Annotated in this window: 27 protein-coding genes and 2 tRNA genes; 11 read left to right on the forward strand and 18 right to left on the reverse strand. The window is 68.7% G+C overall.

Annotation, left to right across the window (positions count from 1 at the left end; translation table 11 throughout):
* Nucleotides 1-6: 6 nt before the first annotated feature.
* Both ACQUQF_RS17060 and ACQUQF_RS17065 read right to left on the reverse strand, forming a co-directional pair.
* Entirely contained in the window at nt 7-321 is a 315-nt protein-coding gene (locus ACQUQF_RS17060; protein WP_435180294.1) for a HalOD1 output domain-containing protein, read from the reverse strand.
* A 113-nt stretch (nt 322-434) separates the two neighbouring features.
* Nucleotides 435-1,088 carry a helix-turn-helix domain-containing protein gene (locus tag ACQUQF_RS17065; RefSeq protein WP_435180295.1) on the reverse strand — a complete coding sequence of 218 codons (654 nt, stop codon included), beginning with the start codon at nt 1,086-1,088 and terminating at the stop codon, nt 435-437.
* A 127-nt stretch (nt 1,089-1,215) separates the two neighbouring features.
* Here ACQUQF_RS17065 and ACQUQF_RS17070 point away from each other — a divergent pair, with 127 nt between their 5' ends.
* Nucleotides 1,216-1,965: an HVO_2922 family protein gene (locus ACQUQF_RS17070; protein ID WP_435180296.1), complete on the forward strand. Its 750-nt coding sequence runs from the start codon at nt 1,216-1,218 to the stop codon at nt 1,963-1,965.
* Here the strand turns inward: ACQUQF_RS17070 and ACQUQF_RS17075 are convergent.
* The 3 genes from ACQUQF_RS17075 to ACQUQF_RS17085 form a co-directional block, all read right to left on the reverse strand.
* Entirely contained in the window at nt 1,899-2,429 is a 531-nt protein-coding gene (locus ACQUQF_RS17075) for a 50S ribosomal protein L16 (protein WP_435180297.1), read from the reverse strand. The two genes, ACQUQF_RS17070 and ACQUQF_RS17075, sit on opposite strands and share 67 nt — an antisense overlap.
* A 183-nt stretch (nt 2,430-2,612) precedes the next feature.
* Nucleotides 2,613-3,203, reverse strand: a complete 591-nt coding sequence (locus tag ACQUQF_RS17080; RefSeq protein ID WP_435180298.1) for a metal-dependent hydrolase — start codon at nt 3,201-3,203, stop codon at nt 2,613-2,615.
* A 121-nt stretch (nt 3,204-3,324) separates the two neighbouring features.
* Nucleotides 3,325-4,188 (reverse strand): hypothetical protein, encoded by an 864-nt coding sequence (locus ACQUQF_RS17085; protein WP_435180300.1) that lies wholly within the window; start codon nt 4,186-4,188, stop codon nt 3,325-3,327.
* Between the two features lie 105 nt (nt 4,189-4,293).
* Between ACQUQF_RS17085 and ACQUQF_RS17090 the strand changes: the two genes are divergently transcribed.
* Nucleotides 4,294-5,142, forward strand: a complete 849-nt coding sequence (locus tag ACQUQF_RS17090; RefSeq protein ID WP_435180301.1) for an aldo/keto reductase — start codon at nt 4,294-4,296, stop codon at nt 5,140-5,142.
* A 26-nt stretch (nt 5,143-5,168) separates the two neighbouring features.
* Here the strand turns inward: ACQUQF_RS17090 and ACQUQF_RS17095 are convergent, their stop codons facing one another.
* The 5 genes from ACQUQF_RS17095 to fer form a co-directional block, all read right to left on the reverse strand.
* Complete coding sequence (locus tag ACQUQF_RS17095) at nt 5,169-5,837, reverse strand: TIGR00266 family protein (RefSeq protein WP_435180302.1); 669 nt, start codon at nt 5,835-5,837, stop codon at nt 5,169-5,171.
* A 152-nt stretch (nt 5,838-5,989) separates the two neighbouring features.
* The gene (locus ACQUQF_RS17100) at nt 5,990-6,184 is read right to left on the reverse strand and encodes a cold-shock protein (protein ID WP_435180303.1); all 195 of its coding nucleotides are present in this window, start codon (nt 6,182-6,184) and stop codon (nt 5,990-5,992) included.
* 89 nt (nt 6,185-6,273) lie between these two features.
* Nucleotides 6,274-6,969 carry a carbonic anhydrase gene (locus ACQUQF_RS17105; protein ID WP_435180304.1) on the reverse strand — a complete coding sequence of 232 codons (696 nt, stop codon included), beginning with the start codon at nt 6,967-6,969 and terminating at the stop codon, nt 6,274-6,276.
* A gap of 61 nt (nt 6,970-7,030) precedes the next feature.
* Nucleotides 7,031-7,699 (reverse strand): hypothetical protein, encoded by a 669-nt coding sequence (locus ACQUQF_RS17110; protein WP_435180305.1) that lies wholly within the window; start codon nt 7,697-7,699, stop codon nt 7,031-7,033.
* Between the two features lie 102 nt (nt 7,700-7,801).
* Complete coding sequence (gene fer / locus ACQUQF_RS17115; protein WP_435180306.1) at nt 7,802-8,527, reverse strand: ferredoxin Fer; 726 nt, start codon at nt 8,525-8,527, stop codon at nt 7,802-7,804.
* Between the two features lie 361 nt (nt 8,528-8,888).
* Between fer and ACQUQF_RS17120 the strand changes: the two genes are divergently transcribed.
* Entirely contained in the window at nt 8,889-9,533 is a 645-nt protein-coding gene (locus ACQUQF_RS17120; protein WP_435180307.1) for a helix-turn-helix domain-containing protein, read from the forward strand.
* A gap of 16 nt (nt 9,534-9,549) precedes the next feature.
* On the opposite strand, the gene ACQUQF_RS17125 is transcribed toward ACQUQF_RS17120, so the two are convergent.
* The 3 genes from ACQUQF_RS17125 to ACQUQF_RS17135 form a co-directional block, all read right to left on the reverse strand.
* Nucleotides 9,550-9,912 carry a hypothetical protein gene (locus ACQUQF_RS17125; protein WP_435180308.1) on the reverse strand — a complete coding sequence of 121 codons (363 nt, stop codon included), beginning with the start codon at nt 9,910-9,912 and terminating at the stop codon, nt 9,550-9,552.
* Nucleotides 9,913-9,987: 75 nt separating this feature from the next.
* Nucleotides 9,988-11,130 (reverse strand): aromatic ring-hydroxylating oxygenase subunit alpha, encoded by a 1,143-nt coding sequence (locus ACQUQF_RS17130; protein WP_435180310.1) that lies wholly within the window; start codon nt 11,128-11,130, stop codon nt 9,988-9,990.
* A 393-nt stretch (nt 11,131-11,523) separates the two neighbouring features.
* Entirely contained in the window at nt 11,524-11,949 is a 426-nt protein-coding gene (locus ACQUQF_RS17135; protein ID WP_435180311.1) for an EamA family transporter, read from the reverse strand.
* A gap of 408 nt (nt 11,950-12,357) precedes the next feature.
* Between ACQUQF_RS17135 and solA the strand changes: the two genes are divergently transcribed.
* The 4 genes from solA (at nt 12,358) to ACQUQF_RS17155 (ending at nt 19,420) form a co-directional block, all read left to right on the forward strand.
* Complete coding sequence (solA, locus tag ACQUQF_RS17140; protein WP_435180312.1) at nt 12,358-13,506, forward strand: N-methyl-L-tryptophan oxidase; 1,149 nt, start codon at nt 12,358-12,360, stop codon at nt 13,504-13,506.
* 78 nt (nt 13,507-13,584) lie between these two features.
* Nucleotides 13,585-16,101, forward strand: a complete 2,517-nt coding sequence (locus ACQUQF_RS17145; RefSeq protein WP_435180313.1) for a GcvT family protein — start codon at nt 13,585-13,587, stop codon at nt 16,099-16,101.
* Nucleotides 16,098-17,360: a threonine ammonia-lyase gene (ilvA, locus tag ACQUQF_RS17150; protein WP_435180314.1), complete on the forward strand. Its 1,263-nt coding sequence runs from the start codon at nt 16,098-16,100 to the stop codon at nt 17,358-17,360. Before ACQUQF_RS17145 ends, ilvA begins: the two co-directional genes overlap by 4 nt.
* 368 nt (nt 17,361-17,728) lie before the next feature.
* Complete coding sequence (locus ACQUQF_RS17155; protein ID WP_435180315.1) at nt 17,729-19,420, forward strand: BCCT family transporter; 1,692 nt, start codon at nt 17,729-17,731, stop codon at nt 19,418-19,420.
* Nucleotides 19,421-19,509: 89 nt separating this feature from the next.
* Here ACQUQF_RS17155 and glyA read toward each other — a convergent pair whose 3' ends face one another.
* Nucleotides 19,510-20,754 carry a serine hydroxymethyltransferase gene (gene glyA, locus ACQUQF_RS17160; RefSeq protein ID WP_435180316.1) on the reverse strand — a complete coding sequence of 415 codons (1,245 nt, stop codon included), beginning with the start codon at nt 20,752-20,754 and terminating at the stop codon, nt 19,510-19,512.
* 237 nt (nt 20,755-20,991) lie between these two features.
* Nucleotides 20,992-21,065, reverse strand: a tRNA-Phe gene (locus ACQUQF_RS17165).
* Nucleotides 21,066-21,161: 96 nt separating this feature from the next.
* Between ACQUQF_RS17165 and ACQUQF_RS17170 the strand changes: the two genes are divergently transcribed.
* Nucleotides 21,162-21,263 carry a zinc ribbon domain-containing protein gene (locus tag ACQUQF_RS17170; protein WP_435180317.1) on the forward strand — a complete coding sequence of 34 codons (102 nt, stop codon included), beginning with the start codon at nt 21,162-21,164 and terminating at the stop codon, nt 21,261-21,263.
* Between the two features lie 35 nt (nt 21,264-21,298).
* Here ACQUQF_RS17170 and ACQUQF_RS17175 read toward each other — a convergent pair whose 3' ends face one another.
* Nucleotides 21,299-21,853 carry a hypothetical protein gene (locus tag ACQUQF_RS17175; protein WP_435180318.1) on the reverse strand — a complete coding sequence of 185 codons (555 nt, stop codon included), beginning with the start codon at nt 21,851-21,853 and terminating at the stop codon, nt 21,299-21,301.
* 179 nt (nt 21,854-22,032) lie between these two features.
* Nucleotides 22,033-22,106 (reverse strand) — tRNA-Val (locus ACQUQF_RS17180).
* A 91-nt stretch (nt 22,107-22,197) separates the two neighbouring features.
* Between ACQUQF_RS17180 and ACQUQF_RS17185 the strand changes: the two genes are divergently transcribed.
* From ACQUQF_RS17185 to ACQUQF_RS17195, 3 genes are all read left to right on the forward strand, one after another.
* On the forward strand, nt 22,198-22,467 hold the full coding sequence (locus ACQUQF_RS17185) for a DUF7538 family protein (protein ID WP_435180319.1): 270 nt from the start codon (nt 22,198-22,200) through the stop codon (nt 22,465-22,467).
* 123 nt (nt 22,468-22,590) lie between these two features.
* Nucleotides 22,591-22,818, forward strand: a complete 228-nt coding sequence (locus ACQUQF_RS17190) for a hypothetical protein (RefSeq protein ID WP_435180320.1) — start codon at nt 22,591-22,593, stop codon at nt 22,816-22,818.
* A gap of 202 nt (nt 22,819-23,020) precedes the next feature.
* Nucleotides 23,021-24,979, forward strand: coding sequence for an ABC transporter ATP-binding protein (locus ACQUQF_RS17195; RefSeq protein WP_435180321.1), 1,959 nt, complete (start codon nt 23,021-23,023; stop codon nt 24,977-24,979).
* 24 nt (nt 24,980-25,003) lie between these two features.
* Here the strand turns inward: ACQUQF_RS17195 and ACQUQF_RS17200 are convergent, their stop codons facing one another.
* Nucleotides 25,004-26,095 (reverse strand): hypothetical protein, encoded by a 1,092-nt coding sequence (locus ACQUQF_RS17200; protein ID WP_435180322.1) that lies wholly within the window; start codon nt 26,093-26,095, stop codon nt 25,004-25,006.
* Between the last annotated feature and the right edge of the window lie 199 nt (nt 26,096-26,294).

A 26,294-nucleotide genomic window follows, 5' to 3' on the forward strand; every position in this document is an offset into this window, starting at 1 on the left:
CCGCGCTTACTCTCTGTCGAAGACTGCGATTCGGTCGTCGTCCGCTACTCGAATCCGGTACGGGCCGTACAGGAGCGTCACGTGGCCGTCACCGTCGCGCGGTGTCCCGTCGTCGCGAGGAGCGAAGAGCGCGTCCAGTGCGTCCGGGTCGACGACTTCGTACAGCGGTTTCAGTTTCCTGGCATCGGTCTCGGAGGCGGCGTCCACCGCGGTGAGGACAGCCGTCGAAACCCGCTCGGTATCGTCGGGTTCGTAGACGACGGTGGCGTTCTCGTCGGCTCGGTCCCTGTCAGTGCTCGTCTCGGGTATCGGCTCGGACATGGTATCAGTAGCGGAGCTACCGACGGTACGGACCCCGTTTCAAAAGGCGGCGTGTGGTAGTGCTACCACGTTTTAAGTGGTGTCGACAGTGAGGACGGGCCCGCTCGCGCGGGTCAGTCCTCGTGGATCAGCGTGTTCGCGAGGAGGTTGTGCTGGCCCCGCCGGAGACGGGCCGAGAGGGCGTTTCGCGAGATGTCGAGGTCGTCAGCGAGCTCTGTGAGCGAGACGTCCCGCGGCACCTTGAAGTACCCCGCGCGATAGGCCGCCTCCAGCGCCTCCTGCTGTTCGTCAGTGACGCCGTACTCCCCCTTCTCCTGCGGGTTCTCCGGACGGTATACCCGTTCGAGTTCGAACTGGAAGCCGTGTTCGAGACAGTAATCGTGGAACGCCGAGAGCGTCTCTCGCGTCGGGAACAGCACTTTGAGCTCCCACTCTTCGCTACCGCTACTTACGGCCTCCAGAACCGCGCCCTCGCTCTCCGAGATGGCGGTGATGAGGTTGGGTTCGGTCGTTTGCCAGGTCACGCGGTAGAACCGCTCGTCGTTCTGCTGGTCCTCGAGGGTGAGCACGTCCTGTATCGTCGGATCGTCGCGAAGCGCCTGTTCGAAGACGCCGAAATCGCCGCCGACGGCCCAGAAGTACGGTGTGACGCGTTCGACGCTCGCCACGACGCGCTTTATCTCGATGCGCATGTCGGGCGCAGCGGTCAGCGTGTCCGCCAGGACGAACTCGCTCGCCGGGATGATCAGTTCCGTCAGGACACTCATCGGCGGTGTACCCGACCCACGGATGGACGTCCAGACGTAAAACGGTCACTCCGCCTCCCGGGTAGCCCGACATCACCTTCATGGTCCTTGCAGTCGTCGCTTCGCTTCCGAACCCACTGAGAGAACCATGACAGAGGAAATCGCCTTCGAGTCCGAGTCGACGAAGACCGCCGCCGACGTCGCGACGCTGTTCCACCACCTCGGCGACTGCCTGGGAGAGACGTCGCAGCTGACCTTCGAGCGCGACGGCGAGACGACGACGGTCGCGGTGCCGTCGGAGCTGTCGGTCGCCGTCGAAGTCGAGCGCGAGGCGGGCGACGACGGGTCCGAGTCGACGGAGGTCGAGATCGAACTCGAATGGAAAGCAGGAGAAGCGGAGCCGGAACCCGGAGACGAGACCGAGCGAGGGTCGGAGCTGGCACCGGTGACGGAGTCGCTGGACCCGGGCGAGGCGCCGCGGGCGTCGCTGGGGCGGTTCGAGGTGTACCGCGACAGGGCCGACGAGTGGCGCTGGCGGCTCGTCCACCGGAACGGCAACATCATCGCGACGAGCGGCGAGGGGTACACGTCGCGCCGGAACGCCGAGAAGGGGCTGCAGAGCGTGATGACGAACGCGCCCGGCGCGACGTGCGTACGGAAGGAGAGTAGCTCGTGGGGCTCGTCACCGTCCAGCGCACCCGCCCGGAACGCCGGACAGGTTCGTTCGAACCCGGCGACAGCTGGTCGGGCGACGTCCGGTGTACCGGGCGACTCTCGGACGGACCGGCGGCTCGGAGCCGGTGAGGGAACGGAAGAAATCGGGAGTCCGGTCTACGCGACCAGCAGCTTCTCGCCCTTCTCGACCTTGATGCGGCAGGGCGGCGAGATCTTGTTGTAGGCGCGCCGGAGCGCGTCCTTCACGACGGGCGCGTCCTCGGGCTGGCACCACGCGGTGAAGATGCGGTCGTTGCGCGGGATGCGGGCGGCCGTGCCGACGACCTTGCCGAACGCCTGGCGCATCCCGTCGGAGACGCGGTCCGCGCCCGCGCCGGTCGCCTGCTTGTTCTCCCGGATGACGTGGTGGGGGAACTTCCGGAGGATCATCTTGTAGTTCTCCTGGCCGAGCTCCTTCAGCAGGTGGCGGTTGGCCGACAGGCGGGAGGCCTCGAGCGCGCCGTGGCGGAGCTGGCACTCCTCCTCGGTGACCAGGCTGATCTGGACGGGGTAGTCGTCCTGGTCGCTCTCGAGGTTGCCCATCTCGTGCTGTGCGATCTTGGAACCGGGGATGCCGGTGATGTACTCGCGTCGGGTGTACGCCGGCTTGCTGATCTCCCGGTACATCGAGGCGGGTTTGTCCGACATAGTTATTACTGGAGTCTGAGGGTCAGGCGGCGGATAAACCCTTCGATGCGCGGTAGGGCGATTCCGCGGCGTCCGGGGCCGAGACCCCCGGGAACGCCTGGCACGGCCCGGGGGATGCCGGACCGGATAGCGACGTCGGTCCCGGCGGTGGCGTCGGTCCCGGCGGCGCCGGTCGCGGCCGCGTCAGTCCTCCGTCGCGAGCGCCGCCAGGCCGGCCGGGAGCCGGTCGGCCAGTCGCTCGCCGACGTCGACCAGGCGCTTCCGGAGGAGGGCGTAGACGACCGACGTTCCGAGCAGCGCGAGCACCGCTTGCTGGAGCGGGTCGGGGTAGAGCGCGCCGGGCACCGCGAACGCGGCGGCCGCCAGCAGGTCCTCCGGCGCGCCGTCGTACCGGATCAACCGGCGCGGACGAAGCCACCGACCGTTGAAGTGGTCGTAGACGGCCTCCTCGGAGGTGGCCTCCCACGGCCGGAGTTCGAGGCCGCCGCCGAGCGCGTCGCCGGCGGAGTGGAGCGCCGCCGACGCGAGGAACGCCGCCGCGGCGACGGTGGCCGCGGTCGGCGCGAGCACCGCCAGCGCGAGCGCCCCGACCGCGAGCAGCGAGTAGTACACCGGGAAGTGGAGGTCCCTGCGGTGGTCGCCCGCGAGGTCGAGGTCGGGGAACAGGCCGCCGACCCCGCCGGCCGCGATCGCCACCGCGGCGTACTCGGGGGCGACGACCAGCGCCACCGCTCCGAGCGCCATCCCGAACAGGGCGTGGGTCGTCGCCATCATCGTGACTACGGGTAGGCGACGCGCGTATTCAAACCTGTTGCTCGGAGGAGGTCGGAATTCCGTCGCTCGACGTCGGGCCGCACTGCCGCTCGGTCGCGGACGAACCCACCCTGCCGCCCGCTCACGGCCGGAACGCGACGAGCGTGAGCGCCGCCAGGACGCCGCCCTCGACGAACCCGGCGCCGTGGGCGAAGACGTTGGTGAACGTTCCGTGGGCGACCGGGTCGGCCGGGAAGAGCCCGTACACCAGCCAGACGAGCAGCGCGAGCACGAGGCCGACGTACAGCAGGTCCAGGCCGACCTGCCGGAAGTGGGCGTCGCCGTACGTCCGGCCGCGGGTCCGCGAGACGATGCCCGACACCGCCAGCGCCAGCCCGCCGGTGACGGCCGCGCCCTCGAGGACCGTGACGCGGGCGGCGTAGATCCAGAGCAGTTCCCCGAACAGCAGCAGGACGGCGAACTGGCCGACGAAGAAGACGGTCTCCCGGGAGTAGGTCCGCCGGAGGTGGACGGCCACCGCGACCAGCAGGAAGCCGCCGAACCCCGCGACCACGCCGGAGAACCCGCGCGAGACCGGCGCGGTGGCGGGGAACCGCGCTTCGAGCAGGACGTAGCTCGTGAGGTTGACCGCGACCGGCAGCACCACCAGGAACGCGGGGAAGGTCCGGCGGAACCACGCCCGCCGGTCGGCGTGGAGACAGACCAGGTAGGTGACCACCGACAGCGACACGTAGCCGCCGAGGTTGCTGAGCAGGTGGCCCGCGTCGGCGTGGACGTACGCCGCCGTGAGCAGGGTGTGGAGGTCGAAGGCGGCGTGGTCGAACGCGAGGCCGTCGCGGACCGCCGCGGGCAGCAGCACCTGGACCCCGACGAGCGCGACCCCGACCGCCGCGATGGTCGCGAGGTCGGCCGCGACGGCCGACCTGGGGTACCCGAACGCTTCGGCCTCGGCCGACGGGTCGAGTCTCGCCGTGGCGTCGCTCATCCGGGACGGAGTTCGACCGCGACCACCAAAAGCGTCGCCCCGGTCGCTCCCCGCAAGACCGCGGCCTACCAGAACTCCTAATGAAACCACGCCCGCAGGAACGGTATGGTCGAGGTCACCGAGAACCGCAGCGACACGTTCGACATCGGCGGCGAACTCACCGTCCACCGGCTCGCGTACGGCGCGATGCGGCTGACCGGCGAGGACATCATCGGCCCGCCCGACGACGAGGCGGAGGCCCGCGAGGTCCTCCGGCGGGCGGTCGAGATGGACGTCGACTTCGTCGACACCGCCGACTCCTACGGGCCGGGGGTCAGCGAGCGCATCATCGGGGAGGCGCTGGACCCCGACGACGCGGTCGTCGCGACGAAGGCCGGCTTCCTCCGGAACCGGTCGGGCGACTGGATCCCCCACGGCGGCCCCGACTACTTCCGGAACCAGGTGCTGACCAGCATCGACCGGCTCGGCGTCGACAGCATCGACCTCTACCAGCTCCACAACACGGACGTCGACGCCTCGTTCGAGGAGGCGGTCCAGGCGTTCGGCGAGCTCAAGGACGACGGGCTGGTCGACCACGTCGGCCTGAGCAACGTCTCGGTCGAGCAGCTCGAGGCGGCCCGCGACGTGGTGGACGTGGCGACGGTCCAGAACGAGTACAACGTCGGTAACCGCGAGCACGAGGACGTGCTGGCGGCCTGCGAGGACGCGGACATCGGGTTCATCGCCTACTTCCCCATCGGCGGGGGCGACCTCGGCGAGAAGCGGTCGGTCCTGGAGGACGTCGCCGAGGATCACGACGCCACGCCCCGGCAGGTCGCGCTGGCGTGGCTGCTCGACCACTCGCCGGTCACCATCCCGATCCCGGGCACCTCCAGCGTCGACCACCTCGAGCAGAACGTCGCGGCCTCGGCGGTCGAGCTCTCCGACGAGGAGCTGAAGCGCCTCGACGAGTAGCCGTTCGGCCTCGCGTCGAGTCGGCCTCAGTTCCCGCCGGCCGACTGCCGGAACACGAGGGGGTCGCGGGTCTGGAGCCAGACGGTGCCGTCGCCGGTGAACCGGGTCACGAACCCCTCGCCGCCGAGCAGCGTCGACTTGATCGAGCCGTCGCGCTCCCGGGAGACGTCGAGGCCGTCGGTCCACGCGACCAGGTGGTCCTCGTCGACCACGAGCGGCTCTCCCGAGGCGACCTCCCGGGAGACCACCGCGCCGTAGGCCGAGAGGAAGGCTGTGCCCTCTCCTTCCATCGCGAGCACGGTCAGCTCGCCCGACGAGAAGAAGTTGCCGGCCTCGTTGGCCGCGGTCGACTTCTCGACGTCCGGCGTCCAGGCGAGCGTCGACCCCGACTGGACCTTGATGCGACCGGTCTCGGCCAGGTCGATGGGCGTGACGTCGCCGGGCGCGTCGGGCGCGAGCAGCACCTGCGCGCCGTCGGCGGTCGCCCGGAAGGCGTTGGCGGTCATCTCGCGCTCGTCGGAGATGGCCCGCGAGAGCATCCCGGTCACGCCCTCGCCGCCCGCGACCTCGGTGTCGGTCTCGATCGCGTCGGTCCGGCTCACCATCGCGCCGGGGTCGGCGTCGATCCGCTCGCCGTCGTCGAGGGTGACTTCCAGGATCGCGCTGCTCGGCCGCTTGCGGATGTCGAACTCCATGGCGGACTCTCGTGCGCCACCGCACATAAATGTAAGCGGAGCTATCAGTGCTGCGTCGCCGTCGGAGTCGGTTCCGCGACACCCGACGCTACGGGGCAGTCGCTACCCGCGCGATAAATGGAAGAAACTTGTCGTTGAGAAGTCCGACCGAACTACAGCCGCTGGACGTTGGTCGCCCGCGGACCCTTGTCCGCCTGCTCGATGTCGAACTCGATTTCCTGTCCCTCTTCGAGGTCCGGGCCGCCAACGTCCTCCATGTGGAAGAAAACGTCCTCGTCCGCGTCCTCAGTGTCGATGAATCCGTAACCGCCGGTGTCGTTGAAGAAGTCGACCGTACCTTTCGCCATTGCAACCGTACGGAGTACCGGCCCACGGATAAGACTTCCGAGAGAACGGCTGGCACGGACGAGCCGCTGGCGGTGCCGCCGACGGCGGCTCAGTCGAGCAGACTGTCCACGCAGTCGGCGTACTCCTGGGGCAGGCGGTCGGCGATGGCCTCGGGGTCGGTCTCGCCGTCGTCGTTCACCAGGTACGTCCGACCCGGGACGTCGCCGTAGACGCGCTGGAAGTCGTAGACGAAACCGTGGACCGCGGCGGAGTCCGGCAGCGCGTCGGCCGCCCGGAGGAACGCGACCTGGCGGTTGACGTTGTACTCCACGAGCTGGTTCACGACCGCCTCGTCGGCGGCGTCGGCGTCGACGCCCTCGTCGGCGAGGCCGTCCTCGACCACCGGCACGAGGCTCCGGACCCACTTCTCGATGCCGGGGTAGTCGGCGGCCTCGCCCGCGGTGACCGCGCGGTAGGCCGCCGTGACCGCGCCGCAGCCGGTGTGGCCGACGACCGCCACCGTCTCGGTCCCGGTGTGGGCGAGGGGGTAGAGCAGGTTGCCGTTCACGACGCGCTCGCCCTCGTACTCGTCCCAGACCTGGTTGCCGATGTTGCTCGGGGTGAACAGCCGGCCCGGCTCGGAGATGCTCCACATCCCCTCCTGGGAGACCCGCGAGTCCGAACAGCAGACCGAGACGACCTCGGGGCGCTGTCCCGCCTGCACGTCGGCGAAGTAGTCGGCCGGCAGTGATTCGACGTGGTCGCGGTTGCCGTCCAGCAGGTCGAGGAGCGTCTGGCTCGACATGTGCGGAACAGCGACTCCGGGCGTAATATGTGTCCCGAAGGTAGCGGAGAAACCGCCCGCGTCACTCGGCGTGCGGGACGACCTCGTCGAGGAGGTACTGGAGGAAGTCGGCGGTGTCGAAGTCGCTCGGGCGGTACACCTCGACGTAGCCGCTCTCGGCCGCGGTCATCTTGAGCGACCGGTCGCCGTACGAGCAGTCGAGCCCGAGCTGGTTGAGGGTCGCGCCGTCGAGGACGGCCGCGAGCCGGTCGTCGTCCAGCAGGTCCGCGCCGTGGACCACGCCGTTCTCGCAGTTGCCGGCGCCGTCGTAGAAGCCGGCACGCCACGGTTCGGCGTCGGCCTGGGCGTCGAGGAAGGCGTCGAGGTCGAGGCTGGCGCGCTCGATGTCGGCGGCGGTGTCGTGGCTCACCAGGTCGAACGCGAAGGTGCCCCGCCCGCTGCCCGCGACCACGAACTCGCCGGGGACGCCGACGAGGTCGGTGACGCGGGTCTCGGTGCCCGGCGCCTCCTCGATCCGGACCTCGCCGAAGTCGAGTTCGGTGGTCGTCCGCTCGACCACGCGCTCGACCGCCGCCCGGCCCTCGAACGCGATCTCGCCGGAGGGCAGCGAGAACACCCGCCGGACGTCGAGCACGCGTTCCAGCTCCCTGCCGTCGCGCTCGACGGTGTCGGAGAACGAGTCGACGACCTCGAAGTCGTCCCGCACGATGCCGAGTACCCCTGCCTTCATGAGCGAGCGCTTCACAGAGGCGGTAGTTAATTTGTTCGACTTCGGAGAGGACGGCCGACCGGTCGCGCCCGAGCCCGCGTCCGGTGACGAACCACGCCCGGGTCAGTCGTCGGAGTACGCCTGCTCGAACGGCCGGGGCGGCAGCAGGAGGTCGTCGAGTTCGGGCATGTGTTTCACGTTGAAGACGATCTCCAGCTCGTCGGTGATCGGCATCCCGTTGCACGACAGCCGGATGCCCTGCTCCATCAGCTCCTCCGAGAGCACGTGGCTCGCGGGCATCGACAGCTCCCCGTCGCGCAGCAGGACGGCGCAGTTGGCACACGCCCCGCCGCGGCAGGCGAACGGCCAGGCGTAGCCGCGGTCCTCGGCGGCCTCCAGCAGCGACTCGCCGGGCTGGACCCGGAACTGCCCGAAGTCCTCCTCGTCGAGGTCCGCGGCGGCCGCCTTCTCGAAGAGGTCGCGGTCGTCGGTCTCCCACCCGAAGTCCGCGAGCACGTCGTAGTTGAGGTACGTGACCTGCGAGGAGACCCGTCGGTCGCGGGGCTCGGCGGCAGCGTCGCCGGCGTCGTCCCGGTCGTCGCCGGCGTTGCCCCGGTCGGCGGCCCGGGTCCGGTCGGCGGCCTGGGGGTCGACGTCGTCGCCGGCCGCGGCGCCGTTCTCCTCGTAGCCCGCCTGGATCCTCTTGTAGGCGGCCCTGACGGCCTGGAACTCCTCGACCGACCCGCCCTGGTCCGGGTGGGCCTCCTTCACCCGCTCCCGGTACGCCTGCTCGACCTCCTCGTCGTCGGCGTCGGCGTCGATGAGTAACACGTCGAACGGGGACTCCATCACCCCTTGCTAGCGAAATCCGAAGTATAAACCTTCGCTCGAAGCGGGTGACCTCGACCCAGTTCGCGGCGCGTGCGATCCCCGATGGAGACGATCACGCTCGCTGCCGGTAGTTCGGACACACGGGAGACACTGCGTCGCCCGCGTCGGACCGCGATGGTCCGGCCGTCCGGGACTCCCCGTCACCTGTCGGCCGTCTCAAGACAATAGTTAACACGCCAGTTCCCGTCAGTGACTACCACACCATGCAAGGAAATCGTCCCGTCGCCGGCGATCCCCGTCGAGAAGACGTGGCCACGGGACGACGCGGAGTTCGACGGACTCGGGCGGCAACAGCGGCCGGACCAGGGGGGAACGGCACGTGAGTCTGATCGCCATCGCGCACATCGCGCACCCGGACCTGGCGCTGATGCCAACGATCTCCCGGCGGCGCGACGTGGACATCCAGGTCATCCCCCAGTCCGCGACGGACCCCGAGACGGGGATGTTCTTCTTCCTGGTCGAGGGGGCCGACGAGGAGTTCGAGCGCGCCCTCGACGAGGACCACACGGTCAGGTCGTGGACGCGCGTCTCCCGGTCGGACTCGACGCGCGTCTACCGGATTCGCCACCCCGAGGAGACGAAGCTCCTCTCCCCCAGGACCGTCGAGGTCGGCGGACTGATGCTCGAGGCGAACTCCGACGAGACCGGCTGGACCGTCCGGCTCCAGCTCCCCGGCCGCGAGGAGCTGTCCGACATCTGGGAGTTCTGCGAGGCGGAGGACATCACGTTCGAGCTCCAGCAGATGTTCCGCCAGGAGGAGTGGACCAGCCGGAAGTCGACGTCGCTGACCGACGCCCAGCGAGACGCGCTCGTGACCGCGTACCGCGAGGGGTACTTCGAGGAACCGCGCGACGTCTCGCTGGAGGAGCTGGCGGAGGTGCTCGACATCTCGCCGACCGCCGTCGGCGGCCGCATCCGGCGGGGAACGGCCGAGCTCGTCAGGACCTCGCTCCTGGAGGAGTGAGGGCGGTCGGCGCCGGTCAGTACGCGCTGATCCGGTCGTCGCTCGGCTCCCAGAACCGCCCCGTCAGCCGGACCTCGCGCACCTCCTCGAGCGTCTCGCCGACGGTCGCCCCGCGTCTGCTCGCCGCGGCGGTGACGACGCCGAGCGGAACGCCGTTCTCGTAGTGCTCGTCGAGCGCCTCGACGACCGACTGCAGGTCGGCGTCGAGCGGAACCCGCTCGAGGACCGGCAGGTCGGCGCGCTCCCACTCGACGTCGTGGCCCGTCAGGCTGTGGTGGCGCCGGTAGAACTCGACTATCTCGTTGGGGTCGTCGGTCGCGCACTCCTCCGCGCAGGCGCGGCAGGTAGCGGCGAACTTCGGTCGTGTCTGTCGGCTCATGTGTCGTGGATCGTGTATCGCTGGGTCGTGTTCGGCCGCGGGACGGACGAGGTGGTCGCGGAGTCCGCCGGAGCGCTACGCGTTGTACGCCTCCTGGGCGAGGCGGTGGAACTTGTGCAGCGTGTGCTCGTTCGGGCCGAGCTGGGCCTGGGCGAGGGCGTCGTTCTGGAGGCCCTCGAACTGGCGTTCGACGAGCTCGAAGTCCTCCTCCTGGAGCTGGCGGCTCGTGCGGACGAACTCCTCCTCCTCCTCGCTCATCTCCGGGTCCCGGAAGTAGTAGTCGGCGACGAGCTGGATGCGGCCCTCGTCGACGGGCTTGATGATGTAGGTGCCGTAGCCGTCGGCGGTGCCGTACATGTTGACGGTGAAGTTCGGCCAGAGGTAGTAGAACTTGGCCTCGTGCTCCTCGTGGATGCGCAGGTCGTCTTCGACGTCCTCCTCGTGGGTGTAGTGGAGCACCCAGTGGTAGTCGTTGACCTCGAGCTCGGACTCGTCGAGCTGGATGCCCTCGATCCAGTCCTGGTGGTTCGCCTGGCAGTGGTCGCACTCCGAGTAGTTCCCGCCGAATGTCTTCCAGTTGCACTCGACCTCGCTGACGATGCGCCGGGCGAGGTGGTACTCCTCGAGCGGGAGGTCCTCGAGTTCCGGCCGCATCTTCCCGAGCTGCTCGTCCAGCGAGAGCCGGGGGTCGTCGTCCAGATTGACGAAGACGAACGGCCCGACGCGGTCGGTGTGGACCTCCATCAGCCCGTTCTCCTCGGGGTCGAGTCCGGCGACCTCCTCGTCGTCGAGGTCCGGGTTCAGCCCGGCGTGCTCGAAGCTCTTCGGCGTGCTGGCCAGGTCCCCGTCGAGGTCGTACGTCCAGAGGTGGTAGGGACACTGGATCCGGCTCGCGTTCGCCGGGTCGGTCATCGGGGTATCATCGACCATCTTCGAACCCCGATGGGCGCAGACGTTGTAGAACGCCCGCACGTCGCCGTCGGCGCCGCGGGTGACGATGACCTGTCTGTCGCCGACGGTGCGGGTGAAGTAGTCGCCCGCCTCCGGGATGCAGTTGGCGTGGCCGGCGTAGATCCAGTAGCTGCCGAACACCTTCTCCTTCTCCATCTCCCACACGTCCGGCTCCGTGAAGTACCGGGCCGGCAGTGCGTTGGTCTCTTCGGTGATGTCCGCGCTGACCGCCTCGACCTCGTCGGTGCCGTTGTTCCACCGGGTCATATGAGTCTGACTAACGTGCAACACGCATAAGTGGTGGTCGCAGATATTTCGGGCGTATAAGTGCCCCTTCACGGTCCGTTACGAACGCGGGTCGACGTTCACAGACGGATCGACGTGTACCACGCAGGGGGGTTTATCGCTGCCACTGGTGATTTGACGTGCGGCCTGCAGAAACGGTGTGCTGAATACAGGGCGCACATTCAGCACCGACTTTCGAGGAGAGAAGACAGCTAAATCGTGAGAAAGAGCGACTTCGGAACGCCAACGAAGCACACCTACGTAATAACTGAAAACACTAATTCGTGGGGAATTGGCCCTCTCTCCCAGGTTGAAGACGTGCTTTAGTTCGTTCCTCTCCCGCAGCACTTCTTCCGATTACCGTGCAGGTGAGATCTATCGAGCAACCAGGACGACGCCAATAACTGCAAACGCGATACCGGCCAGCTTGGTCATCGTAACCTCGTCTCCGAGGACGATCATACCGATGACGGCTGCGACGACGAAGTACATGGCACCCAGAGTCGAGACGACCGTGGTTGACCCCTGAGCGAACCCGACGTACATCGAGATGAGGCCGATTCCGGCGAACAGTCCGGCCGCGCCGGCAAGTACCCATCCCCTCGCAGTAACGGCGACCGATGCGTCTGAAACGACGATAAATCCGAGCGCGAGGAGCCCCGCTGTGAGATACGAGATGGCAGCTGCAGTCCTGGGGTCGATGGATTCCGACGCAGCGTTGGCCAAGATGATCCAGATTCCCCACGTCATCATCGTAAGCAAGCCGAACAGAACGGCCGAATCCATTTCGGCGAATTCCATCGGTGAGAATCTCGCGTCGCCCCCCAAGTAACCTCGTCCTCATAATAACTGGTTCTTATGTACACACCGCTGCGATAGGAGCGTAATTTGAACAGACGGGGTAGAACGCATTTGATGGCGTGTACCGGACGACTGGTCGGGTCTCATCGGCCAGCTTTCGATCACACGGAGTTACTTCTGGCCACCCAGACGCGAACTAGACGCAGCGATAGTTGCGAGGACATCCTCTGTATTCAGCACGGAGACCGTCAAGTCACCTAGCTTCTGGTAGGGAACACATCGACAAATCACACCACGTCCGTCTCAGCCACCTTCCGTCATCTCCAAAGGACCTCAGAAGGTCACTTAAACGGGTGTCGTGGTGCATGCAAACGCTCAAGAACCGACCGGTCGAAGCCGGCCGGAGGTATGAGCGACCGCGAGACGAGGCGCGACGTCATCGTCGCGGGTGTCGGCGGGATGGGGAGCGCGACGGCGTACCACCTCGCGCGACGGGGACTCGACGTGCTGGGACTGGAGCGCTACGACGTCCCCCACGCGATGGGCTCCTCGCACGGCATCACCCGCATCATCCGGCGGGCGTACTACGAACACCCCTCGTACATCCCGCTCATCGAGCGGGCCTACGACCTCTGGGACGAGTTGGCCGAGCGGTCGGGCCGCGAGGTCATCCACCGGACCGGTTCCATCGACGCGGGGCCGGCCGACAACATCGTCTTCGAGGGTTCGAAGCGCTCCTGCGAGGAGCACGACATCCCCCACGAGGTGCTCACCGGGGCGGAGTGCAACGAGCGCTTCGAGGGGTACGAGCTGCCCGCGGACTACCGGGCGGTCTACCAGCCCGACGGCGGGTTCGTCGTCCCCGAGCAGGCCATCATCGCCCACACGCAGGCCGCCCAGGAGGAGGGGGCGACGATACGCGCCCGCGAGGGGGTGTCCGACTGGGCCGAGACCCCCGACGGCGGCGTCCGCGTCTGGACCGACAAGGGGACCTACGCGGCCGACGGCCTCGTCCTCGCCGCGGGCGCGTGGAACTACAAGCTGACCGACGCGCTGGACGGACTCGCGGTCCCCGAACGCCAGGTGCTCGGGTGGTTCCAGCCCGAGACGCCCGACGCGTTCCGGCCCGAGCGCTTCCCGGTCTGGAACCTCAGCGTCCCCGAGGGGCGGTTCTACGGCCTGCCCGTGTACGACGTGCCGGGGATGAAGCTCGGCAAGTACCACCACCTCGACGAGCAGGTCGACCCCGACGACTGGGACCGCGAACCCGGTCACGACGACGAGCGCCTCCTCCGGGACTTCGCCAAGAAGTACTTCCCGGCGGGCGCCGGCCCGACGATGCGGCTGGCGACCTGCATGTTCACCAACTCGCCCGACGAGCACTTCATCCTCGACACGCTCCCCGACCACCCGCAGGTCGCGGTCGGGGCGGGGTTCTCCGGCCACGGGTTCAAGTTCGCCAGCGTGGTCGGCGAGATCCTGGCCGACCTGGCCGCCGACGGCGACACCGACCATCCCATCGACGACATGTTCCGGCTCGGCCGCTTCGAGGAGTAGCGGCCGGGTGCCCGTATAAGGGTATGAGATAATTCACCACGACACTATTGGGGCGTCGAGTCCACCCTTGGATGACATATGAGCACAGGCACCACGATACCCGACGAGGCGGGGACGGTCGTCGTCGGCGCGGGCTGTGTCGGCTGTAGCGCGGCGTACCACCTCACGCGACTCGGCCGCGACGACGTGGTCGTCCTCGAACAGGGGCCGCTCTACGAGACGGGCGGGTCGACGTCGCACGCGCCCGGCCTGGTCTTCCAGACGGCCGGAAATAAGCTGATGACCGAGATGGCGGCGTACACGCGCGACCTGTACCACAGTTTCGGCGACTTTCGGGCCTGCGGCGGTATCGAGGTGGCCCACACCCGGGACAGGTGGAACTTCCTCAAGCGCAAGCGCGAGTGGGGCCAGTCGTACGGGCTGGAGGGCGGCGAACTCCTCTCCCCGGCGGAGGTCGAGGCCCGGGTCCCGCAGATCGACGCGGACGTCATCCACGGCGGGTACTACCTCCCGTCCGACGGGACGGCCCGGGCGGTCGACGCCTCGGAGACGATGGCGGTCCGGGCCCAGGAGCGAGGCGCGGAGTTCTACGGGAACACCGAGGTGACCGACATCGAGACCAGCGACGGATCGGTCGACGCGGTGGTCACCGACCGCGGCCGGGTCGCCGCCGACGAGGTGCTGGTCGCCACGAACATCTGGGGACCGCTGTTCGGCGACATGGTCGGCGAGGACGTCCCGCTGGTCCCCTGCGCCCACCAGTACCTCGTGAGCGACGAACTCGACGAGCTCCGGGGGGCGAGCAGGGAGGTCGAACAGCCGATCCTCCGCCACCAGGACTACTCGCTGTACTTCCGCCAGCACGGCGAGCGCTACGGCGTGGGCTCGTACAACCACGAACCGCTGCTGGTCGACCCCGAGGACATCCACGGGCCGGAGCGGCTCGACGACCTGGGGCTGGAGTACCCCTCCCTCCGGGGGTTCACCGAGGAGCACTTCTACGAGAACACCCACCCCGACCACGACCGGGCGGCGTACGACGCGGCCGGCGAACTCGTCCCGGCCCTCGGGGACTGCGAGTGGACCTCCGGGATAAACGGGATGTTCTGCTTCACGCCGGACGGGATGCCCATCCTCGGCCCCAGCGAGGAGGTCGACGGCCTCTGGTGGTCGCTGGCCGTCTGGGTCACCCAGTCCGGCGGGGCCGGCAACGTCGTCGCCGAGTGGATGGAACGCGGCGTCCCCCGGCTCGACGGCGACCGCGTCGACGTCACGGGCGCGCACGTCTCGCGGTTCCAGCCCCACGAGGCCTCGCGGGAGTACGTCTACGGACGCGGCGCCCAGCGGTACCGGGAGGTCTACCAGCTCGTCCATCCCCGCGAGCAACCGCAGGACCAGCGCCGACTCCGGCGGAGCCCGTTCTACGACCGGCAGGCCGAACTGGGCGCGGAGTTCTACGACGTCGACGGCTGGGAGGTGCCCCAGTGGTACGCGACCAACGAGGACCTGACGGACGAGTACGACGTCCCCGACCGACCGGACTGGCTCGCGCGCCACTGGTCGCCGGCCCACGGCGTCGAACACCAGGCCGTCCGGGATCGGGTGGCCGTGTTCGACATGACCACCTTCACGGGCATCGAGGTGGCCGGCGACGGCGCGGCCGAGTTCCTGCAGGGGCTGTTGACCAACGACGTGGACGTCTCGCCGGGCCGGATGTGCTACACCGCGATGTGCAACGAGGACGGCGGCGTGCTCGCGGACCTGACGGTCAGCAGGCTTGCCGAGGACCGCTACCTCCTCTTCACCGGCGGGGGCGACTCCGCGACCCTGCACTCGCGCTGGATCCGCGAGCACGCGCCCGACGACGGCTCGGTGACCGTCACCGTCCACGACTCCGGCACGAGCGGCGTGGGCGTCTGGGGGCCGGAGGCCCGGAAGGTCCTCCAGCCCCTCGTCGAGACCGACCTCTCGAACGACGCCTTCCCGTTCTACTCGGTCCGGGAGACCTATCTCGAGAGCCTGCCGGTGACGATGCTGCGACTCTCGTACGCCGGCGAGCTGGGCTGGGAGATCTACACGCCCGCGGAGTACGGCGGGCGACTGTGGGACGCCGTCTGGGAGGCCGGACAGGCCCACGGCATCGTCCCGATGGGGTGGGAGGCGCTGGACTCCGCGAGCTTAGAGAAGGGATTCCGGCTGTGGGGGACCGACCTCACGCCGGAGTACGACCCTTACGAGGCCGGCATCGGCTTCGCCGTCGATCTGGAGACGGACTTCCTCGGGAAGGACGCGCTGGTCGCGGCGAGAGACGAGGGCGTCGACCGACAGATCACGCCCATCACGCTGGACGACGAAGGGGCGGTCGTCGACGCCGGCCACCCCGTCTTCGCGGCGGGCGGCGAGGAGGTGCTCGGCTACGGGGCCCGCGCAGGCTACGGTTACACCATCGACGCCGGCATCGTCTACGCCTACCTGCCCGCCGAGTACACCGAGTCCGGCACGGACGTGGAGGTACGGTACGAGAGCGATCGGTACCCGGCGACCGTCCGGGACGAGCCGCTGTTCGACCCCGACCGCGAGAAACTGCTCCGATGACCGCCGAACGCGACGGGCGGATGGACGGGGAACCGGCCCGGACCGTCACGTTCGAGGACATCGAGGACGCCCGCGAGCGACTGGACGACCGGACCGTCGTCAAACGAACGCCCGTCGAGCGGAGCACCTCGCTCGACGAGCTGACCGGCGCGGAGGTCCACCTGAAGATGGAGCACCTCCAGTGGACCGGCTCCTTCAAGACCCGCGGGGCGTACAACAAGATCTCGCAGCTCGTCGAGGCCGACGCCGCGTCGGCGGTCGTCGCGGCCAGCGCGGGCAACCACGCCCAGGGCGTCGCGCTGGCCGCGACGAAGCTGGGCGTGGACGCGACCATCGTCATGCCGCGGACCGCGCCCCAGACGAAGATCGACGCCACGCGGGGCTACGGGGCCGACGTGGAGCTCGTCGGGCGGGACTTCCGGGAGGCGATGGCCCACGCGCAGGGGCTCGTCGAGGCGACCGACGCGGCGTTCGTCCACGCCTACGACGACCCGGCCATCGTCGCCGGGCAGGGGACGCTCGGCGTCGAGATGCACGAGGACCTCCCGGAGGTGGACACCGTCGTCGTCCCCGTCGGCGGCGGCGGGCTCATCTCGGGCGTCTCGCGGGCGTTCGCCGAGCTCTCGCCCGACACGCGCGTCGTCGGCGTGCAGGCGGAGGGCGCCGAGACCGTTCCCGACAGCCTCGACAAGGGCGTCCCGGTCTCCCTCGATTCGGTCGACACCATCGCCGACGGCATCGCCACCGGCGGTATCTCGGAGCTGACGCTCTCGCTCATCGAGGAGCACGTCGACGAGGTGGTCACCGTCACCGACGGCGAGATCGCGCGGGCCGTCCTCCTGCTGTTCGAGCGGGCCAAGCAGGTCGTCGAAGGGGCGGGCGCGGCGTCGGTCGCGGCCGTCCTCGACGACGAACTCGACGTGGAAGGCGAGACGGTGATGCCGCTGCTCTGCGGCGGCAACCTCGACATGACGATGCTCCAGACGGTGCTCGTCCACGCGCTCACCGACCGCGAGCAGATCCTCCGGCTCAAGGTCCGCATCACCGACCGGCCCGGAAAGATGGAGGAGGTCTCGGGCATCATCGGCGACCACAACGCCAACATCCAGACCGTCCGTCACGACCGGGCCGCGGCGGAACTCGGCGTCGGCGAGGCCTACCTCGTCTTCCAGGTCGAGACCAGCGGCGCGAGCCACGCCCGGGAGATCATCCGCGCCATCCGCGACCGGGGCTACGAGGTCAGGCACGTCAACGCCTGACGTCGAGCGTCTCTCCCGCCTGGCCGTCGTTCCTCTCCTACTCGGTCATCTTTTCTCTCCGACTCGATCGTCTTTCTCTTTCGAGCGCCGCTGACCCCCGCCCGAACGTGCTAGCCCCGTCGCTTAAAAACACCCCTCCCAGTTAAGATGCGTCTTTATCCACGAGTGCGTGCGTGACGTTACCATGGGTCGTCGTTCCGCGGGAGGCGTCGGACCGAGCGCTCTGAGCCGCGGCGGGACGCCGAGGAGCGCGGCGACCGTGTCGAGGTCGAACCGCGTCGCGGCGGCGACGGTGAGTCGATGCGAGGAGTTTCGCGAACGCGCGATTCCACGAGAAACCGAGCGACAACGGAGCACGGTGATATGAAATGAGCCAATCACAGGGGAAGTTCGAAGAGTTCTTCGACGAGATCGACCCGCTGATATTCTGGTCGGGGGTCGGCGTCGCGGTGGCGTTCATCGTCGCCTACGTGGTGAGTCCGACGGTCACGGTGAACGGAACAGAGACGAAACTGCTCGCGAAGGTGATCACCGACGCGAACGACTGGCTGTGGTCGAACCTGGCGTGGTTCTACCTCTGGGCGATGCTGATATTCGTCGGGTTCACGGCGTTCCTCATCTTCGGGCCCTGGGGGAAGATAAAGCTCGGCGGCGAGGACGTCGAGCCCAAGCACAGCTTCATGACGTACTTCGCGATGTTCTTCTCGGCGGGCATCGCCGCCGGTATCGTGTTCTGGGGGCCCGCGGAGGCCATCTACCACTTCGGCAACGGGACGCCGCTGACCGGCGAGGGCGCCAGCGCGCAGGCGAAGATGCTGGGCTCGCTCCAGTACACGTTCTTCCACTGGGGCATCTCGGCCTGGTCGGCCTACCTCGTCGTCGGCGTGCCGATCGCGTACTTCGCGTACAACGAGGGGGCGCCGTTCCGGTTCTCGACCCTGCTCGCGCCCATCATCGGCGTCGACAGCATCGAGGACAGCAACTGGGCCAAGCTGGTGGACGTCGTGGCGGTCTTCGGGACGATGGGCGGCATCGCCACCTCGCTGGGGTTCATCGGCCAGCAGCTGCTCGCGGGGATGGACTACAAGTTCGGGGCCGTCCCGGGGAAGGTCGACGTGCTCGGGGTCGTGCTCGGCGACCTCGGCATCATCGCCGTCATCACGGGGGTGACCGTCATCTTCACCCTGTCGGTGGTCTCGGGCGTCGAGCGGGGCATCAAGCGCCTCTCGCAGCTGAACGTCCTCGTGTTCCTGGCGCTGGGGGTCGTCGTCTTCCTCGTCGGCGCGCCGTTCTTCGTCCTGAACCTCGGCACTCAGGCGGTCGGGACGTACCTCCAGGAGTTCGTCTCGATGAGCATGTTCACCGGGACCGGCTCGGGCGACGCGGGCTTCGTCGGGGCCTGGACGGTGTTCTACTGGGCCTGGTGGTTCTCGTGGGCGCCGTTCTCGGGCATCTTCCTCGCGAAGATCTCCAAGGGGCGGACCATCCGCGAGGTCACCTTCGTCGGCGTCATCGCGACCACGCTGGCGACGGTGCCGTGGTTCATGATCGTGGGCGGGACGTCGATGCGCCTCCAGAACTCCGGCGCGGCCGACATCCTGGGCGCAATCAACGAGTACGGGATCGCCGTCTCCGGCTACCCGCTGTTCGGCGCGCTGCCGGGCGGCGCGCTGCTGTCGGCGCTGTTCTTCCTGCTGGTCATCACGTTCTTCGTGACCTCGGCCGACTCCTCGACGCTCGGCATCGCCATGCTGACGACCGGCGGCGAGGAGGACCCCTCGGAGATAAACCGGCTCGTCTGGGGCGTCCTCCAGGGACTGGTCGCGTCGATCCTGGTCGTCATCGGCGGCACGCAGGCGCTCCAGAACGCCGCGATCATCACCGGCGGACCGGTCGCACTGGTCGGTCTCGTGGCCGTCTACGGCATGATAAAGACGTTCAGCAGCGAGCACGGTCGCGTTCTGGTCCAGGAGGACGCGGCCGTGCGGGGAGACGACATGCTCATCGGCGGTCGCAGTAGCACGTCGAGAGACGCGCCGACCGGTGCGGAAGAGGACTGACCGTCGCCCGCTCTCCGTCCCGTCCCGAACAGAAAAATCAGATGGGGAGCCCCCTCAGTCGTAGATGGGCACTCCTGGCAGAGAGCCCCTCAGTCGTAAACGGGGTACTCCTGGCAGAGGTGGTCGACCGTGTCGCTCGCGCGCGCTGCGACCGCCTCGTCGTCGGGATCGTCGAGCACGTCCGCGACGAGGTCCGCGACCCGCTCGGCCTCCGACTCGGCGAATCCGCGGGTCGTGACGCCCGGCGTCCCGATCCGGATGCCGCTGGTGACCATCGGACTCCGCGTCTCGCCCGGGACGGTGTTCTTGTTGACGACGACGCCCACGTCCTGGAGCGCCCGCTCGGCCGCCTTCCCCGTGAGGTCGGGGTGGGACTCGCGGAGGTCGACCAGCAGGAGGTGCTTGTCGGTGCCGCCCGAGACCAGCGAGAGACCTCGCTCCCGGAGCCGGTCGGCCATCGCCTGCGCGTTGGCGACGACCCGCGCGGCGTACTCCTCGAAGGCGGGTTCGAGCGCCTCGCCGAAGCCGACGCCCTTCCCCGCGATGTTGTGCAACAGGGGGCCGCCCTGCGCGCCGGGGAAGACGGCGCTGTCGACCTCGTCGGCGTGCTCCTCCCCGCACATGATGATGCCGCCCCGGCCCGCCCGGATGGTCTTGTGCGTACTGCCGGTCACGAAGTCGGCGTGTTCGACCGGGTTCGCGTGGACGCCCGCCGCGACGAGCCCGGTGACGTGCGCGATGTCTGCGAGGTGGTAGGCGTCGACGGCGTCGGCGATCTCGCGGAAGCGCTCGTAGTCGAACTCCCGCGGGTAGGCCGACGAACCGCTGACGACGAGGTCGGGGTCGAACGCCTCGGCGCGCTCCCGGAGCGCCTCGTAGTCGAGGTAGCCCGTCTCGGGGTCGACCTCGTACTGCTCGACCTCGTACAGCTGGCCGGAGAAGTTCACCGAGTGGCCGTGGCTGAGGTGGCCGCCGTGGGACAGCGACAGCGAGAGTATCCTGTCGCCCGGTTCGAGGACGGCGAAGTAGACGGCCATGTTGGCCTGGGTGCCCGAGTGGGGCTGGACGTTGACGTGCTCGGCGCCCCACAGCTCCTTCGCGCGCTGGACGGCGAGGCGTTCGACCTCGTCGACGTGCTCGCACCCGCCGTAGTAGCGGTCTCCCGGGTAGCCCTCGGCGTACTTGTTCGTCAGCGCCGTCCCCTGCGCCTCCAGGACGGCTTCCGAGACGTGGTTCTCGCTGGCGATCATCCCGAGCGTCGACTCCTGGCGCTCGCGTTCGTCCGCGACGGCGGCCGCCACGTCGGGGTCGACCGCCGTGAGACTTCGTGGCATACGGAGCCACGTCGGCGAGTCCCGGGAAGTATCTTGCTCGCAGGTGATGGAGGGGTTCAAGTACGCGGCTCGGAGGGGTCTCACGCCTGCAGGTTCGCCCGGTCGAGCAGTCTGCTCTCCCTCCACCGCACCCCGGTCGCTACGGGCCTGCGACTGGCGTGTTCGAATCGTGTCGGATGCATCGTCGTCGACGACAGGTCGCTCGCTATGCTCACTCAGTTGTCGCCGGCAGAAGTATGCCGCCTCCCCGATTTGAACGGGGGACAGCTCGATCTTCAGTCGAGTGCTCTCCCAGTCTGAGCTAAGGCGGCGCACTCGGAACGAGGCACATGACGGAGAAAAGCGTTTCGAAACACCACGAGGGAAGCGGGACAAGGCCTTTGGTCCGCGGCAGCGTACCGCACGCCATGGGAGATCCGGCCTGCTACCTGGAGTTCTGTCCCGAGTGCGACGCGCAGGTGACCATCGCCGACGAGGAGTGTCCGGACTGCGGGGCCGACATCGAGTGAGGAGCCGGGCAGACGTCGAACTGCGAGTCGAGCGATCAGGCCACCTTCCGGCGCTCGGCGAACCGCGCGGTCCCGTCCTCGGAGCGGACGACGGTGACGATGGTGACGTAGCCGCCGTTGGCGCTGATGGCGAGCCCGCCGGAGAACCCCACGTCCACCCGTCTCGTCGAGGTGTGGGACTCGTCGGGGCCGAGTCGGCCGACCGTCTCGTTGCCCGACCACAGCAGGTCGCCGTCGGCGTACACCCTCGTCGCGACCCGGACGTCCTCGCGGACCGCCCGGCCGGTGTTGTCGAGTCTGGCGGTCACGTCCTGGCAGGTGCTCCCGCAGCTCTCGACCGATTCGATGGCGAACGCGTAGCGGGGGCCGGCGGGGGTCGCGGTCCCGTTCTCGGCGCTCCCGTCGCTCGTGTCGTCCCGGGTCGGCGACCCCGCGTTTCCGGTCGTCGTCGCGGTCGTCGCCTCGTCGGCCGGAGCGTCGGACGGCTCCCCCAACACGCCGCCGTCGGCGAACAGCGCACCGCCGGCGGCGACGCTCAGCAGGACGACGACCGCCACGGCCACCTCTCCGTCCACGACGCCGCGGTTCACCGCACCACCCCTGATCGCGCGTGCCAACGCATTGGCGGGCCGTTCCTCGCAGGGTGGTATATGCTTGATGGGTCGGCGACGCGGCGGTCGGTCGGACTGTCGGAGGCGGGTCCCAGCGGATTCGACCCGTCCTCCCGTTACGGATTTGCGACTCGCGGATTGCTCGGCGCAAAATGCAGTGGGTCCGGGCGGATTCGAACCACCGACTTCGGCCTTGTAAAGGCCGCGTCATGACCAACTAGACCACGGACCCGGTACCGGGACAAAGCCCTTCGCCGAAAATAACTGTTGCCTTCTCGGTCGACTTCCGTAACCACTACCACGAGGCCGGCCCACCTTCGACCATGGACGAACGCGTCGAGTCGCTCGCCGACCGGGACGGCTGGCAGGCCGAGGGGTTCGCCGCCCGGGTCCACTACAGGGGCGGCGACGACTACTACAGCGTCGAGTACTACGCGCCCAGCGAGTGCGTGCTCTACTGGAAGGTGAAGGGCGACGGCGAGACCGCGGTCCCGGTCGGCCGCGACACCGTCCCCGACCCCCTGCGCGAGCGCATCCGGCAGGACCTGACCGAGGCCGGCGTCGACCCGGAAGTAGAGCGCCGCTCCCTGTAACGTCCTCCAGTCTCGGAACGTCGAGCGAGCGGGAAGGACGGACGGTTCTCGACGGATTCGACGCCGCGTCGTTTTCGAATCGGCCAGTAGTTTAATCAGCGCGTGATATATCGTAGAATACGTATGTCAGAGGCTAACGAAACGGCGTCCGTCCCGGAGGCCGAACCGGCCCGCTCCGCGCTGAGTCGAGTGCTCAACCTCTCCATCCTCTTCGCCGGCATCGGTATCTACTCGGTGGTCGGACTCGGGTTGGAGAAGGTCGAACTGTTCGCGTCGCTGCAGCTAACGTACTTCGCAGTCGGCACCGTCGTCGGTGTCGTCGGCGTCCTCCTGTGGCTGGTGACCCGTTAGTTCCGATTTCCCCTCTCGGGATTCGCGGGACGACCTCTGCCCGCACGAGTTCCCGCTCTTCGCCATCGAGTCTCATACTACCGATATCCATAAGTTTAGCCTCTCCTTCACTTCGAAGTCCGATGACCGAGTTCGACGCCGCGACGTCCGTATTTCGATTCGAAGGAAAGCTTTTCAACTGGCGAACCACTTCGGAGTGATAATGAGTTTCACTGACGAGGAAGACGACCCGTTCGAGGAACAACGGGAGCGGGCCGAGAACCCGATGAAGCGGCTGTTCCTCGAGTACGGGTCCGAGAACGCGCTGGCGTTCGTCACGGGGGTGGTGGCGAGCGTCTTCGCCCGGGTGCTCAACCTCCTCCCGCCGATCATCCTCGGGGTCGCCATCGACGCGCTGTTCGCCGAGGGGTCGGGCCAGATCCCGTACCCCGACGCGCTCGCGAGCCAGGTTCCGTTCCTGTCGAGGGGCCTCGCGGCCCAGATCGCGCCCGCCACGGCGACCGAGCAGTTCTGGTTCTCGGTCGTGATCATCGCGGCGGCGTTCGGGTTCGGCGCGGCGTTCCACTGGGCGCGCAACTGGGGGTGGAACTCGTTCGCCCAGAACATCCAGCACAGCATCCGGACCGACACCTACGACAAGATGCAGCGGCTGAACATGGACTTCTTCGCCGACAAGCAGACCGGCGAGATGATGTCCATCCTGTCGAACGACGTCAACCGGCTGGAGCGGTTCCTCAACGACGGGATGAACTCGGCGTTCCGGCTGGGCGTGATGGTGCTGGCCATCGCGGCCATCCTCTTCGCGACGAACTGGCAGCTCGCGCTGGTCGCGATGGTGCCGGTCCCGCTCATCGCCGTCTTCACCTACAAGTTCGTCGAGATCATCCAGCCGAAGTACGCCGACGTGCGCTCGGCGGTCGGCAAGGTCAACTCCCGGCTGGAGAACAACCTCGGCGGCATCCAGGTCATCAAGACGAGCAACACCGAGACCTACGAGTCCGACCGGGTCGAGGACGTCTCGAACGAGTACTTCGACTCGAACTGGGGCGCCGTCGTCACCCGCATCAAGTTCTTCCCCTCGCTCCAGATCCTCTCGGGGCTCGGGTTCGCCCTGACGTTCATCGTCGGCGGGCTGTGGGTGCTCAACGGCGAGGGGCCGTGGTTCTTCACCGGCGACCTCTCGGCCGGGAAGTTCGTCACGTTCATGCTGCTGACCCAGCGGTTCATCTGGCCGATGGCCCAGTTCGGCTCCATCATCAACATGTACCAGCGCGCGTACGCGTCCAGCTCTCGCATCTTCGGCCTGATGGACGAGCCCAGCCGCATCAAGGAGGACCCCGACGCCGACGAGCTCGTCGTCGAGGACGGCGAGGTCATCTACGAGGACGTGACCTTCGGCTACGACGAGGACGAGACCATCGTCGACGACGTCAGCTTCGAGGTCGAGGGCGGCGACACCCTCGCGCTGGTCGGGCCCACGGGAGCGGGCAAGTCCACCGTCCTCAAGCTCCTGCTCCGGATGTACGACGTCGACGACGGCGCCATCCGCATCGACGGCACCGACCTCCGGGACGTGAGCCTGCCGAGCCTCCGGCAGGCCATCGGCTACGTCAGCCAGGACACGTTCATGTTCTACGGCACGGTCCGGGAGAACATCGCCTACGGCACCTTCGACGTGGACGACGAGGAGATCGTCGAGGCCGCCAAGGCCGCCGAGGCCCACGAGTTCATCCGGAACCTGCCGGACGGCTACGACACCGAGGTCGGCGAGCGCGGCGTCAAACTGTCGGGCGGCCAGCGCCAGCGCATCTCCATCGCCCGCGCGGTGCTGAAGGACCCCGAGATACTCGTGCTCGACGAGGCGACCAGCGACGTCGACACCGAGACCGAGATGCTCATCCAGCGCAGCCTCGACGAGCTCACCGAGGACCGCACGACGTTCGCCATCGCCCACCGGCTCTCGACCATCAAGGACGCCGACAAGATTGTCGTCCTCGAGGGCGGGCGGATCGTCGAGCGGGGCACCCACGACGAGCTGCTGGAGAACGACGGGCTCTACGCCCACCTCTGGGGCGTCCAGGCCGGCGAGATCGACGAGCTCCCCCAGGAGTTCATCGAGCGGGCGGCCAAGCGGACCGCCCGGACCGACGCCGACGACTGACGCCGTCTTCCGGATCGACCCGGACTACCGACGCCGGTACTTGCCGCCGCCCTTCTCGACTCCGAAGTCCCGCTGGCGCTCAAGTTCGCGGTCGAGCCGCCGCTCGTACTCGCGGGTCTCGCGCTCCCGGTTGGGCGGCCGGGCGGGGCTGTACTCCTGCCGGCGACGCCGGTCGGGCTCGCGACGGGGACTGTCCGACCGGCCGCCGGGCTCGCCGGGTGCGTCGGGTCGGCCGGTCGGTCGGCCGCCGGTCCCCCGACCGCGCCCGCTCGGGTCCCGACCGCCGCGTTCTGGCCCGCCGCGGTGCCGGTCCCAGTTCGGGTCGCGCGGGCCGCCGTACTTCGGCGGGCCGGACGACTCGTCGGGGTGCTCCCCGCGGTGGCCCGAGGCCGACGCGTCGTCCCGGCCGCTCCGCTCCGGCCGGTCGCCGAGGTCCGACGGCTCCCGGGGCGGTTGGGTCCGCTTCGGCGGCGCGGCGTCGCCCGGTCTGTGGTCGGTCTCCGGGGCCGCGCGACCCTCGCCGGGTGTCGTGTCGCGGGCTCCGGACCGGTCTCGGCCGCGGCCGACGTCGGGACCTCGGGGTCGCCCGTAGTCCTCGCCGGTCCCGCCCGGCCCCGGTTCCGGTCCGCCGCCTCGCTGGCCGGGCGACGCGCCGGACTCGCCCGGTCGGGCCCCCTGTCCGCCGGGCGGGGACTGCTGTCCGCCGGGTGGGCCGGACGGGGACTGTCCACCTGGCGAGGCTCCCTGGGCGGGGTCGGTCCCGCCGCCGTGTCCGGTCGGCGGGCGGGAGCCGTACCGGCGCGTCTCCGGGTCCGGGCGGTCCCGCTGGCCCTCGTAGCCGGGGGCCGTACCGGCGCGTCCGGTCGGCGGCGACTCGTCGGTCCGAGTCCCGCCCGCGTCCGTCCGGGCGCCGCTCCGGTGGGACCCGGGGCCGGCCTCCCGGCCGGCGTTGCTGTAGGTCCCCCCGTCCCCGGTGCTCCCGTCGCCGTCCCCGGCGGCCTCCCGGGTCGGGTCGGGCGCACCCGGTCGGTCCTCGGGGCCGACCCCGCCCTGCTCGCCCGCCCCGGCGCGGTCCTCGCGGTGCTCGTCGTCGGTGTCGCCGTCGTCGGTAGCCATGATTCGTTCGGAATTGACCGATTCGGCGAATAAACCGGCGCGACCGTTCAGATCGTTCGCGCCGCCGTCGGCGGGTTCAACGGGGCATTACGGGGCCAGCGGCGTGCGGTATTGGCCCGTCTCGGCGGAGAATCACCGGACTGCGCCGGGCCGCGGTCGGCGGTCGCGACCGTCGCGCCGCGCCGAACGAACCGCACTA

Source organism: Halorussus sp. AFM4 (assembly GCF_051194995.1).
Classification (GTDB): Archaea; Halobacteriota; Halobacteria; order Halobacteriales; family Haladaptataceae; genus Halorussus.

Bases quoted from the DNA above. Each gene is read 5' to 3' on its own strand.
- ACQUQF_RS17060 (WP_435180294.1), bottom strand. From the start codon at position 321: ATGTCCGAGCCGATACCCGAGACGAGCACTGACAGGGACCGAGCCGAC.
- ACQUQF_RS17065 (WP_435180295.1), bottom strand. From the start codon at position 1,088: ATGAGTGTCCTGACGGAACTGATCATCCCGGCGAGCGAGTTCGTCCTG.
- ACQUQF_RS17070 (WP_435180296.1), top strand. From the start codon at position 1,216: ATGACAGAGGAAATCGCCTTCGAGTCCGAGTCGACGAAGACCGCCGCC.
- ACQUQF_RS17075 (WP_435180297.1), bottom strand. From the start codon at position 2,429: ATGTCGGACAAACCCGCCTCGATGTACCGGGAGATCAGCAAGCCGGCG.
- ACQUQF_RS17080 (WP_435180298.1), bottom strand. From the start codon at position 3,203: ATGATGGCGACGACCCACGCCCTGTTCGGGATGGCGCTCGGAGCGGTG.
- ACQUQF_RS17085 (WP_435180300.1), bottom strand. From the start codon at position 4,188: ATGAGCGACGCCACGGCGAGACTCGACCCGTCGGCCGAGGCCGAAGCG.
- ACQUQF_RS17090 (WP_435180301.1), top strand. From the start codon at position 4,294: ATGGTCGAGGTCACCGAGAACCGCAGCGACACGTTCGACATCGGCGGC.
- ACQUQF_RS17095 (WP_435180302.1), bottom strand. From the start codon at position 5,837: ATGGAGTTCGACATCCGCAAGCGGCCGAGCAGCGCGATCCTGGAAGTC.
- ACQUQF_RS17100 (WP_435180303.1), bottom strand. From the start codon at position 6,184: ATGGCGAAAGGTACGGTCGACTTCTTCAACGACACCGGCGGTTACGGA.
- ACQUQF_RS17105 (WP_435180304.1), bottom strand. From the start codon at position 6,969: ATGTCGAGCCAGACGCTCCTCGACCTGCTGGACGGCAACCGCGACCAC.
- ACQUQF_RS17110 (WP_435180305.1), bottom strand. From the start codon at position 7,699: ATGAAGGCAGGGGTACTCGGCATCGTGCGGGACGACTTCGAGGTCGTC.
- fer (WP_435180306.1), bottom strand. From the start codon at position 8,527: ATGGAGTCCCCGTTCGACGTGTTACTCATCGACGCCGACGCCGACGAC.
- ACQUQF_RS17125 (WP_435180308.1), bottom strand. From the start codon at position 9,912: ATGAGCCGACAGACACGACCGAAGTTCGCCGCTACCTGCCGCGCCTGC.
- ACQUQF_RS17130 (WP_435180310.1), bottom strand. From the start codon at position 11,130: ATGACCCGGTGGAACAACGGCACCGACGAGGTCGAGGCGGTCAGCGCG.
- ACQUQF_RS17135 (WP_435180311.1), bottom strand. From the start codon at position 11,949: ATGGAATTCGCCGAAATGGATTCGGCCGTTCTGTTCGGCTTGCTTACG.
- solA (WP_435180312.1), top strand. From the start codon at position 12,358: ATGAGCGACCGCGAGACGAGGCGCGACGTCATCGTCGCGGGTGTCGGC.
- ACQUQF_RS17145 (WP_435180313.1), top strand. From the start codon at position 13,585: ATGAGCACAGGCACCACGATACCCGACGAGGCGGGGACGGTCGTCGTC.
- ilvA (WP_435180314.1), top strand. From the start codon at position 16,098: ATGACCGCCGAACGCGACGGGCGGATGGACGGGGAACCGGCCCGGACC.
- ACQUQF_RS17155 (WP_435180315.1), top strand. From the start codon at position 17,729: ATGAGCCAATCACAGGGGAAGTTCGAAGAGTTCTTCGACGAGATCGAC.
- glyA (WP_435180316.1), bottom strand. From the start codon at position 20,754: ATGCCACGAAGTCTCACGGCGGTCGACCCCGACGTGGCGGCCGCCGTC.
- ACQUQF_RS17170 (WP_435180317.1), top strand. From the start codon at position 21,162: ATGGGAGATCCGGCCTGCTACCTGGAGTTCTGTCCCGAGTGCGACGCG.
- ACQUQF_RS17185 (WP_435180319.1), top strand. From the start codon at position 22,198: ATGGACGAACGCGTCGAGTCGCTCGCCGACCGGGACGGCTGGCAGGCC.
- ACQUQF_RS17190 (WP_435180320.1), top strand. From the start codon at position 22,591: ATGTCAGAGGCTAACGAAACGGCGTCCGTCCCGGAGGCCGAACCGGCC.
- ACQUQF_RS17195 (WP_435180321.1), top strand. From the start codon at position 23,021: ATGAGTTTCACTGACGAGGAAGACGACCCGTTCGAGGAACAACGGGAG.
- ACQUQF_RS17200 (WP_435180322.1), bottom strand. From the start codon at position 26,095: ATGGCTACCGACGACGGCGACACCGACGACGAGCACCGCGAGGACCGC.